Source organism: Neisseria sp. P0021.S007 (assembly GCF_051956855.1).
Map to the genome: position 1 here is coordinate 1 of NZ_JBQCXA010001590.1, position 458 is coordinate 458.

Here is a 458-nt window from a genome sequence, read left to right on the forward strand (position 1 = left end):
AGGCGTTACTTTAATGAGGCCGTCTGAAAATGAGAAAGAATGGTTTGTTTGTTTTAAAGACGATTTTGTTATATCGGTTTGAAACATAAAAAGGCCGTCTGAACTTTGCTTTCAGACGGCCTTTATATTGGACGGGACAAACCGATTAGGCTTGTTTGTTCCAACGTTCGATGGATTCTTTGATGACTTGTTTCGCTTCTTCTACATCACCCCAAGATTCAACTTTAGTGGTACCTGCTTTTTTCAGGTCTTTGTAGTGGTTGAAGTGGAACTCGATTTGTTTGATCAGTTGTTGCGGCAAATCGGCCAAAGTTTTGTAGGCGTTGCCGTTGTTGCGGTCGTCGGCCGGAACGCAGACGATTTTGTCGTCCACTTCGCCGTCGTCAACGAATTTCATCACGCCGATAACGCGTGCTTCCAGGAAAATACCGGTTGCCAAAGGCTGCTCGGTCACCAGC

Annotated in this window: 1 protein-coding gene; it reads right to left on the bottom strand. The window is 45.4% G+C overall.

The annotated features are described in order from the left end of the window. Nucleotides 1-145: 145 nt before the first annotated feature. A partial coding sequence (locus tag ACTHUR_RS20420; protein ID WP_440400618.1) for an inorganic diphosphatase occupies nt 146-458 on the bottom strand: 313 nt, incomplete at its 5' end.